The organism is Sphingorhabdus sp., assembly GCF_044354325.1.
Lineage (GTDB): Bacteria > Pseudomonadota > Alphaproteobacteria > Sphingomonadales > Sphingomonadaceae > Sphingorhabdus_B.
Genome location: NZ_JBILAF010000015.1, coordinates 18,551 through 27,848 on the forward strand (window position 1 = coordinate 18,551; position 9,298 = coordinate 27,848).

9 protein-coding genes and 1 pseudogene are annotated in these 9,298 nt (G+C 57.6%); 4 read left to right on the forward strand and 6 right to left on the reverse strand.

Annotated features, from left to right (window positions below):
- The first annotated feature begins 23 nt into the window (after positions 1–23).
- On the forward strand, positions 24–1,088 hold the full coding sequence (locus tag ACIQ0G_RS02790; RefSeq protein ID WP_397576598.1) for a fatty acid desaturase family protein: 1,065 nt from the start codon (positions 24–26) through the stop codon (positions 1,086–1,088).
- On the opposite strand, the gene ACIQ0G_RS02795 is transcribed toward ACIQ0G_RS02790, so the two are convergent.
- On the reverse strand, positions 1,066–2,034 hold the full coding sequence (locus ACIQ0G_RS02795; protein WP_397576599.1) for a magnesium and cobalt transport protein CorA: 969 nt from the start codon (positions 2,032–2,034) through the stop codon (positions 1,066–1,068). The two genes, ACIQ0G_RS02790 and ACIQ0G_RS02795, sit on opposite strands and share 23 nt — an antisense overlap.
- The gene (locus ACIQ0G_RS02800; protein WP_397576604.1) at positions 2,031–3,572 is read right to left on the reverse strand and encodes a lysine--tRNA ligase; all 1,542 of its coding nucleotides are present in this window, start codon (positions 3,570–3,572) and stop codon (positions 2,031–2,033) included. Before ACIQ0G_RS02800 ends, ACIQ0G_RS02795 begins: the two co-directional genes overlap by 4 nt.
- A 62-nt stretch (positions 3,573–3,634) precedes the next feature.
- Between ACIQ0G_RS02800 and ACIQ0G_RS02805 the strand changes: the two genes are divergently transcribed.
- The 3 genes from ACIQ0G_RS02805 to ACIQ0G_RS02815 are packed head-to-tail and all read left to right on the forward strand — an operon-like array spanning position 3,635 to position 7,430.
- Entirely contained in the window at positions 3,635–6,370 is a 2,736-nt protein-coding gene (locus ACIQ0G_RS02805; RefSeq protein ID WP_397576600.1) for an ATP-dependent DNA helicase, read from the forward strand.
- On the forward strand, positions 6,367–6,912 hold the full coding sequence (locus ACIQ0G_RS02810) for a SixA phosphatase family protein (RefSeq protein WP_397576601.1): 546 nt from the start codon (positions 6,367–6,369) through the stop codon (positions 6,910–6,912). The genes ACIQ0G_RS02805 and ACIQ0G_RS02810 overlap by 4 nt, the downstream gene beginning before the upstream one ends.
- Positions 6,909–7,430 (forward strand): GNAT family N-acetyltransferase, encoded by a 522-nt coding sequence (locus ACIQ0G_RS02815; RefSeq protein ID WP_397576602.1) that lies wholly within the window; start codon positions 6,909–6,911, stop codon positions 7,428–7,430. The genes ACIQ0G_RS02810 and ACIQ0G_RS02815 overlap by 4 nt, the downstream gene beginning before the upstream one ends.
- A 2-nt stretch (positions 7,431–7,432) precedes the next feature.
- Here ACIQ0G_RS02815 and ACIQ0G_RS02820 read toward each other — a convergent pair whose 3' ends face one another.
- From ACIQ0G_RS02820 to ACIQ0G_RS02835, 4 genes and pseudogenes are all read right to left on the reverse strand, one after another.
- Positions 7,433–7,792 carry a MerR family transcriptional regulator gene (locus ACIQ0G_RS02820; protein ID WP_397576603.1) on the reverse strand — a complete coding sequence of 120 codons (360 nt, stop codon included), beginning with the start codon at positions 7,790–7,792 and terminating at the stop codon, positions 7,433–7,435.
- Between the two features lie 6 nt (positions 7,793–7,798).
- Entirely contained in the window at positions 7,799–8,089 is a 291-nt protein-coding gene (locus ACIQ0G_RS02825) for an integration host factor subunit alpha (RefSeq protein ID WP_395628696.1), read from the reverse strand.
- Positions 8,090–8,176: 87 nt separating this feature from the next.
- Positions 8,177–9,145 (reverse strand): beta-ketoacyl-ACP synthase III, encoded by a 969-nt coding sequence (locus ACIQ0G_RS02830; protein ID WP_324479277.1) that lies wholly within the window; start codon positions 9,143–9,145, stop codon positions 8,177–8,179.
- Positions 9,142–9,298 (reverse strand): annotated as a pseudogene (locus ACIQ0G_RS02835) (phosphate acyltransferase); the annotation flags it as partial. The pseudogene ACIQ0G_RS02835 and the gene ACIQ0G_RS02830, both read right to left, overlap by 4 nt.

Genomic DNA, 9,298 nt, shown 5'->3' on the forward strand with positions numbered 1-9,298 from the left:
GTTGCTATGAAAGGCGATGCTCCATGCCGGCAGTAAAAGCAGCCAACCCACGCGAGGTTTTTGCATCGGATGACTGGCGTGCAATCACGACCTTGTCCGTATGGCGCGGCATCTGGCTCATCATCCATGCGTGGATCATCGTGGCGCTTGCCGCATTTGGTGGTGCTGCGGCGTGGAACTATCACTGGCTTGCCGGGATATTGGTGACGCCGCTGGCGCTGGCCGTGTTGGGCGGGCGGCAATTGGGGCTGTCCATCCTGATGCATGACGGTGCGCACGGTCTGCTTCACCCCAATCGCAAAACGAACAACTGGCTTGGGCAATGGCCGTCAGGCGCTGCAACGGGTAGCGACCTGTTCGCCTATCGCACCTATCATCTGACGCACCACAAATTCACGCAGCAACCCGAAGACCCCGACCTGTCCTTGTCTGCGCCGTTTCCAACCAGCCGCGACAGCCTGCGCCGCAAGTTCATCCGCGACCTGACCGGGCAGACTTTCTTTAAACAAAGGCGCGCGCAATTTGCGGCGGCGTTGCGAGGGGTAGCCGCGATACTGCGGGGCGAAAACGGCGCGGGTAAGGCTGACACGCTCGCAGGCCGGGCGTTCAACATGCAAAACAGAGCCGGAGTCGGCGCGCCAATCGCCAATGTGGAAGGCGCCAAGACGACCGCGCGTACCGTGGGCCGGTTCCTGATGGTGCAGGCGATTTTGCTCGCGATATCGTTGACGATTTGGGGTTGGACGCCATTTTTGCTTTGGCTGGCCGCGCTCGCGACGACATTTCAATTGTTCCTGCGCATCCGCAACATTGCCGAGCACGCCTGCACCCCGACGGGCAGCGGCGATCCATTCACACATGCACGCACGACCTATGCGGGTGTCTTGGCACGCATGACGGTTGCGCCATATTGGGTGAACTATCACAGCGAACATCATCTGTTCATGGGTGTGCCGTGCTACAAATTGCGCGACACCCACCGGCTTCTGGGCAATGGCGGCTATTATCCGCGCATGACGATCTCGCCCAATTACCGCGATGTTTTGCGGCAGGCGGTCAACCGGCCTACAGCCACCCAGCCCGCTTAAACCGAATGAACAGGGTGACACAAATGGTCACCATCACCCCGACGATCAGGAAATATCCATATTTCCACTCAAGCTCAGGCATATGTTCGAAATTCATGCCGTAAATGCCGGCAATCGCGGTCGGCACGGCCAATATTGCGGCCCATGCGGCCAATTGGCGGGTAATCGCCCCCTGCCTTTGTTGCTCCAGCAATCCGCTCGTTTCAATCACGGACGTGAGCGTGTCGCGCAACCCTTCAACGCGGTAGACAATACGGCGCACATGGTCGAGCAAGTCGCGCATATAGGGATAAATGTTCGCATCAATCTGCGGCAGCTCAAGATTGATAAAGCGGCTCGTCAAATCCTCGGTCGGGCCCAATATCCGTTGCAGCCGGAATAGTTCGCGCCGGAGCATGAAGATGCGACTGGTTTCGGCGGAGCTCAGGAAGTTGTCGATTGCCCGCTCTTCCATGACGAGCACCTTTTCTTCCATGATATCGACAAGGTCACCATAGCCATCGACGATGAAATCAAGGATCGCGTGCAGCACATAATCTGCGCCTTGCTTCAGCAACCACGGCGTCGCCTCAAGCTGGTCCCGAATGGGGCTGTGCGAACGTTCCGAACCATGGCGCACGGTGATGATGAATTGCCGCCCCATGAAAATGGCCGTGTTGCCATAAACAATTCTGTCGCCCACCAACTTGGGCGTACGGATCACCAGAAAGAGGTGATCGCCATAGACTTCGACCTTGGGCAAGTGCTTCGGATCAAGGGCGTCTTCCACGGCAAGCGGATGCAGGCCAAAATGGTCCTGAACGCGCTTAAGCGCGCCATCGTCGGGTTCATGCAACCCAATCCAGATAAAATCCTTTGGCTGGGTGATATGCGGAATTGGCTTGGTTAGGTCGATTTCCTGCGCGACCTTGCCATCATGATAGAGGCGGGCCGCAACCGTGGTCATGCAAGCGCTTCCGCAATCAACTGCCGGCTGTTCGCAATCCCGTACAGCGCAATGAAGCTGCCCATGCGCGGACCAGCGCTTGAGCCAAGCAACGTTTCATACAGCGCCTTGAACCAATCACGCAGATTTTCGAAACCGCCTTCTTTGCCGATTTCATACACGATATTTTGTATGTCCTCGGCAGTCGCGTCCGCGGGCAGTTCGGCCAAACGCGCATCGAGCGTTTGCAACGCAGCAACCTCAACGCCCTCGGGCTTGCGCTTTTGCAAGGTCGGCGCAACAAAGTCGCGATTATAGGCAAGCGCGATGGGAATAAGCTCCGCCAGTTCAGGCGCATTTTCTGGTGACACATTGTCCGCATAATTGCCAAGATAGGCCCAGACCTGTTCTTCGGTCGCGCCTGCGCCCATGACGCCAACGAGATTCAGCAAAAGGCCGAATGTGACGGGCGGCTGCCCGCTTGGCACCTGCCCATTGTGGATATGGTGGACCGGGTTGCCCAGCCGCTTTTCAACCGGCTGGTCATGCCATTGCGCGCGGAACTGGAAATATTCATCCACCGCTTTGGGCACAACGCCCAAATGGAGTTGCTTTGCACTCTTTGGTTCGCGGAACGCGTAGAAAGCGACGCTATCTTCCGTGCCGTATTTCAGCCAATCCTCAAGCGCGAGGCCATTGCCCTTTGACTTCGAAATCTTCTCGCCTTTTTCGTCGAGGAACATTTCGTAAATCAGGCTTTCGGGTGGACGCCCGCCAAGGACACGCGCAATCTTTCCGGATTGCACGCCGCTGTCGGTCAAATCTTTCCCGTACATTTCGTAATCGACGCCAAGGGCAACCCAACGCATGGCCCAATCGACCTTCCACTGAAGCTTGGCCTTACCGCCAAGGATCGACTGCGTGACAAGGTCGCCGCCATCATCAAACCGTATAAGGCCAGCTTCGGCATCTACAACTTCCACCGGCACCTGAAGGACAATGCCGGTCTTTTCGCTAATCGGAAGAATCGGCGAATAAGTCGCGGCGCGTTCTTTGCGCAAGGTGGGCAGCATGATGTCCATGATAGCCTGATAATTGCGCAGCACATTTTTCAGTGCCGCGTCAAACGCCCCGCTCTCATATTGCGACGATGACGAGATAAATTCATAGTCAAAGCCGAATTGGTCGAGGAAATCGCGCAGCATCGCATTGTTATGCGCGGCGAAGCTTTCGAACTTTTCGAACGGATCGGGAATGCGCGACAGCGGCTTGCCCAGATGTTCGGTCAGCATCGCTTGGTTCGGTACATTGTCCGGAACCTTGCGCAGACCGTCCATATCATCCGAAAATTCGATCAGCCGAGTCGGCGCATCGGATAGGGTTGCAAAGGCGTTGCGCACCATCGTTGTGCGTAGGACTTCGTTGAACGTTCCAATATGCGGAAGCCCCGATGGGCCATAGCCACATTCAAAGATGATTGCCGCGCCATCCGCTTTGCCGTTTGGATACCGTTTCAACAAACGCCGCGCCTCTTCAAAAGGCCAGGCTTTCGATGCCATTGCTATATCGCGAAGGTCAGTCACGTGTTGCTCTTTCGTTCCAAATACGACTATCAGATGTTATGGACACTCCCCTAGCCTTTCCTGCGCTCCATGCAAGCCATGCCGGCATATGGGTGGGGTCGATAGATGGTCAGGTAACAACCGTCGGGAAAGGCGAAGCAGCTGGCCGTGCGGCGGAAACGCCTATGGTCATGCTGAATGCCCCGTTGGTTGCACAGCGGCTTGGCTATCCGGATTTATCGGGTCTCGACCTGCTGGAATTGTTCGCCTTTGTATATCCTGCCCGTTTTGCAGTTCCGACACCAAAAGGCATGGCCAAGGCTTTGGGCATTACGCCGCCGACGACGGATCAGGAGGTTCCGCAATTTCTGCTGGTGGCTGCACGCACTTTGCTTGCCGTTCTGGATTCACCAGACTGGGCTGAACGCGAGGGTGCTTGGGACGCAGCGCAAGCGTTGATGCGGCTGCGTTGGCCGTGGTCCAACCTGATTTTGGCGCGATTGAAAAAACCCGAAAAGCCCGAACGCTGGCTGTTCAGCCGCCTACCCGAATGGGAGGAAGCACCACCCCGCACGCCGCCGCGTGTTGTCACCCTTGGCGCCGAAGCCGTGCAGCAACGGCTCGCCTCGCTTGTCGGCGGGTCAGCCGAAACACGGCAGGGGCAGCGCGATTTCGCACAAGCCGCAGCCGAGATTTTTGCGCCCCGCGCGCGCAAAGGCGAACCAAATATGTTACTGGCTGAAGCCGGGACCGGTATTGGCAAGACGCTGGGTTATCTTGCCCCCGCCAGCCTTTGGGCGACGGCAGCGGACGGCACCGTTTGGATTTCAACCTTTACCAAAGCGTTGCAAAGACAATTGGTCCGTGAAGCACAGCGTATTTATCCGGACTATGAAACCTTCAAATCCAAAGTCGTTGTCCGCAAGGGACGCGAAAATTATCTGTGCCTGCTGAACCTTGAAGATGCGTTGCAAGGCGGTTTTGCCGGGCGTGCGGCGATTCTTGCGCATCTCGTGGCGCGCTGGGCCGCTTATTCGAACGACGGCGATATGATCGGCGGCGATTTGCCCGGATGGCTGCCGACATTGTTCCGGCGCAACGGGTCGACCGCGCTCACCGACCGGCGCGGCGAATGTATCTATGCCGGATGTCCGCATTACAAAAAATGCTTCATCGAACGCGCGTCCCGATCATCGGTTCAGGCCGAAATTGTTATCGCCAATCATGCGCTGATGATGGTCAATGCCGCGCGCGGTCGGGATGAACTCAACCGCCCAAGCCGCATCATTTTCGACGAGGGCCACCATTTGTTCGATGCTGCGGACTCGATGTTTGCAGCAGCGCTCACCGGCCAAGAAACCATCGAACTGCGCCGCTGGGTGATTGGCCCCGAAGGCAAAGCCCGCGGCCGACGCCGTGGTTTGTCGGCGCGCCTCGCCGATGTCGCATCTTATGATGAAGAAGGCGGCCTTGCTATCGAGATGGCACGAATGGCCGCAGAAGCACTGCCCGGCGATGGTTGGCTCGCGCGGTTGGCAGAAGGTGCACCGTCGGGACCCATTGAGCGGTTTTTGGCAGCGGTTCGGGCGATGGTGTTTGCCCGCGACGAAACCAACGCCACCGAAGGCGGCTATGGTCTGGAAACCGAACTGGCCGATCCCGACGCCGCTGTTGTCGATGCCGCCGCAGACGCAGCCGTCGCGCTGGAGGCGCTGGCGCGTCCTCTGACGGTGCTGGGGCAGCGGCTTGAGGCGATGGTGTCCGATCCCCCAGATTGGCTTGACGGCAGCGCCAGAGCACGGGTTGAGGGCGCTATGGCGAGCTTGAGCTGGCGGATTGATACGGTCCGCGCATGGATATCCATGCTGGCGCGCGCGGTAGGTCCGGTGGATTCTGAATTTGTCGATTGGCTCGCCATTGACAGGTTCGAAGGTCGCGAAATGGACATCGGCATGCATCGGCGTTGGCTCGACCCGATGAAACCTGTCGCGGACATCGTCCTGAAACCAAGCCATGGGGTCCTTGCCACATCGGCAACTTTGCGCAGTGGTGGCGACTGGAAAAATGCGGAGGCCCGCACGGGCGCGCTGCATTTGGATAAGCCAGCCACACATTTTTCTGCGATCAGCCCATTTGACTACACGGCGCAGGCAGAGGTCCTGATCGTCACGGACATTAAAAAGGGCGATGCTGCGGCACTGGCGGGGGCCTATGCCGCATTGATCACCGCATCGGGCGGCGGTGTCCTTGGCCTGTTCACGGCAATTCGGCGCTTGCGATCAACCTATGCGCGCATCGCCGACCGTTTGGCGCGTGATGGCCTGCCGCTGTACGCGCAACATGTCGACCCGATTGACACCGGAACCTTGGTCGACATTTTCCGCGATGATCCGCACGCAAGTTTGTTGGGCACAGACGCCTTGCGCGATGGCGTAGATGTGCCGGGACATTCGCTGCGCCTTGTCATCATGGAACAGATACCGTGGCCGCGTCCGGACATATTGCACCGCGCCCGCCGCCTCAAAAATGGCGGCATTGATTTTGATGATCGCATCATTCGCGCGAAAATGGCGCAGGCATTTGGCCGCCTGATCCGCAGCGCAGACGACAAGGGGCATTTTGTTCTGCTCTCATCCGCCGTGCCCAGCCGGCTGCTGACGGCTTTTCCGCCGGGAACGCCCGTGCGAAGGGTGACGTTGGCTGAGGCAGTCGCTTCTGTGAAAACAGGCCTTTCGCCAGATGAAAAATTGCGGCAGGACGTCAAAATCAGTCTCGATGAAAGCAACCCGTTTTGACGTTCACGCTCACATTATTCCGTCATGCAAAATCGAGCTGGGATGACTCGGTGCCGCGGGACTTTGACCGCCCGTTGAATAAGCGCGGCGAGAAAGCTGCTGTCACGATGGGCACATGGGTGAGGCACAACGGTCTCGTTTTCGACCATGTCGTTGCCAGCCCCGCTGTGCGTGTGATTGACACGATTGACCAGTTTGTGAAGGGCACGGGCGGGCGCATGGACCCGCATTGGGACCGCCGAATATATCTGGCATCATCGGCCACGTTGATGGACGTACTGCGCGACCAGGCCGACGAACATAAAAACCTGCTGATGGTCGGACATAATCCCGGCATGGAAGATCTGGTTTTCGATCTTTGCCCCGATGATGGCAAGTCACCGCTGCGCGATCTGGTTTGGGAAAAATATCCCACCGCCGCCATTGCGCGTATGGAACTGAACATCGACCATTGGGCGGATATTGAGCGGTCGTGTGGGCAGTTGACCCATTTCATCCGACCGCGCGATCTTGATCCCGATCTTGGGCCGCAAGACGAATGACCCCCGTAATTTGGCGTAAAGCAGGCGTGCATGACGCGGATGCGCTGGCGCTTCTTGGATCCGCAACATTCCTTGCGACCTTTGCCTTTGACCATCCCGGCCAACCACTTGTCGCGCATTTGCGTACCGAGCACAGCGCGGAATATTATGCCAATGCCTTGGCGCAGCCCGGTGTCGATATCGTGATGGGTGTGACACCGCTCGGCGCGCCTATTGGCTATGCGATGATAACCCCGCCGTCGCACCCGGACCTGCAGCAGGATGGGGATATTGAGTTAAAGCGCATTTATTTGCTTGGACCGTGGCAAGATGGCGGCAATGGCCGACAATTGCTTGAGCAAGCCTTTGCCATCGCGGCCGAGCGCGGTGCGAAACGCATGCTGTTGGCGGTGTACGAAAACAACGAAAAAGCGGTCGCTTTTTATGAGCGCGCCGGTTTTGCCGCGATTGGAAATACCATCTTCATGGTCGGAGACGTCCCGTTTCGCGATATGGTCTACGCGCGGACGCTTGTTTGAACTTACGCCGCGGCAAGCGCGGACGCGAGCCTATCGCGAATGGCCCGAAGCGCGGAAAGATCAAACTGTGGACCAGTGGCAGCGGGGGTTGATGCAGCAACCGGCGATGGGGCAGGAACGTCACCTGTTTCCAAAAAGCGCCTGGCGCCTTTCACCGTATATCCCTCGCTATAGAGCAACCGGTGGATAGTGTGCAGCAAGGCCACGTCATCCGGCCGATATAGACGGCGTCCACCCGCGCGGGTCAGTGGTTTCAGCATTGGGAATTGCTCTTCCCAATAACGCAAAATATGCGTCCGAACGCCCAAAATCTGCGCCATTTCGCCAATGGTTCGAAATGCGTCCGCCGATTTTTCAACCATGATGGGTTATTTGACCTTTTGACGCATGCCTTGGCTGGCCCGAAATGTCAGGACCCGACGCGGCGTTATGGGCACTTCCACACCTGTTTTGGGATTGCGCCCTACCCGCTGGCCTTTGTCACGCAAAACAAAGGTGCCAAAACCGGATATTTTTACATTTTCGCCATCAAGCACAGCCGTCGTCATATGATCAAGAATAGACTCAATCATCAATGCCGCGTCAGCGCGCGACAAACCGATTTGACGATTGAGAATTTCCGCCAGATCGGCGCGCGTTAAAGTTCCTGTGTCTGCCATTTACGGTCTCCGGATGAACGATCACCCTCAATGGCAACAATATACAGCAGAATTTTCAATTGTAAAACGGCGATCGTTGGAAAACGGTTACATTCGAACGACGGAAGCGCCCCATGTAAAACCACCGCCCATTGCCTCGATTACAACGACATCCCCGGCCTTAATCCGGCCGTCCCGCACGGCGACATCAAGGGCCAGCGGAACGGAGGCTGCCGAGGTATTTGCATGCTGGTCGACCGTCAGAACAACTTTGTCGGCGTCGAGCCCAAGTTTCTTGGCCGTCGCTTCAATAATCCGGGCATTTGCCTGATGTGGGACGACCCAATCGACATCCGCAGCGGTAAGATTTGCTTCCTCAAGAACTTCGTACAGTACGCTGGTCAGGTTGGTGACCGCGTGGCGAAACACTTCGCGGCCCTTCATGCGCAACTTGCCAACCGTTCCCGTGGTCGATGGACCGCCGTCGACATATAATAATTCATTATGCTGGCCGTCGGCATGCAGCTTGGTGGCCAAGGCACCGCGCGTTCCGACTTCGCCCGACAGGACGACTGCGCCCGCACCATCCCCAAAAAGCACACAGGTTGTGCGGTCTTCCCAGTCCAAGATACGGCTGAAGGTTTCTGCGCCGATCACCAATGCGTTACGCGCTGATCCTGCGCGGATCATGCTTTCTGCCACAGAAAATGCGTACAGGAACCCCGAACATACCGCAGCGACATCAAAGGCCACGCCGCCATTGCAGCCAAGCGCGTGCTGGACGATGGTTGCCGATGCAGGGAATGTCTGGTCCGGGGTGGCGGTCGCCAAAATAATCAGATCGATGTCGGACGCGGCCATATTCGCCGCCTCAAGCGCGTTGCGCGACGCCTCTATCGCGAGGCTGGATGTCGTTTCATCGGGTTCAGCGATATGGCGAAATTTGATACCGGTGCGTTCGGTGATCCATTCGTCCGTCGTATCGACTTTGGCAGCAAGTTCGGCGTTTGAAACGCGGTTGCGCGGAAGCGCGGACCCCGTGCCTTTGATGACGGCATGAAGGGTGGCAACTGTCATTCTGCTTGCACCCGCGCCAGATCTTGCGTGATGCGGGCCGTAATGTCTTCTTCCACCAGCCGCGCGGCGACCTCTACTGCGTTGGCTACGCCCTTCACATTGGCGCTACCGTGACTTTTTACCACGACACCGTTCAGCCCCATGAAGACGGCG

Excerpts from the sequence above, each read along its gene's own strand:
- ACIQ0G_RS02830 (WP_324479277.1), bottom strand. The coding sequence starts at position 9,145 with ATGACAGTTGCCACCCTTCATGCCGTCATCAAAGGCACGGGGTCCGCG.
- ACIQ0G_RS02800 (WP_397576604.1), bottom strand. The coding sequence starts at position 3,572 with ATGGCATCGAAAGCCTGGCCTTTTGAAGAGGCGCGGCGTTTGTTGAAA.
- ACIQ0G_RS02805 (WP_397576600.1), top strand. The coding sequence starts at position 3,635 with ATGGACACTCCCCTAGCCTTTCCTGCGCTCCATGCAAGCCATGCCGGC.
- ACIQ0G_RS02825 (WP_395628696.1), bottom strand. The coding sequence starts at position 8,089 with ATGGCAGACACAGGAACTTTAACGCGCGCCGATCTGGCGGAAATTCTC.
- ACIQ0G_RS02795 (WP_397576599.1), bottom strand. The coding sequence starts at position 2,034 with ATGACCACGGTTGCGGCCCGCCTCTATCATGATGGCAAGGTCGCGCAG.
- ACIQ0G_RS02815 (WP_397576602.1), top strand. The coding sequence starts at position 6,909 with ATGACCCCCGTAATTTGGCGTAAAGCAGGCGTGCATGACGCGGATGCG.
- ACIQ0G_RS02820 (WP_397576603.1), bottom strand. The coding sequence starts at position 7,792 with ATGGTTGAAAAATCGGCGGACGCATTTCGAACCATTGGCGAAATGGCG.
- ACIQ0G_RS02790 (WP_397576598.1), top strand. The coding sequence starts at position 24 with ATGCCGGCAGTAAAAGCAGCCAACCCACGCGAGGTTTTTGCATCGGAT.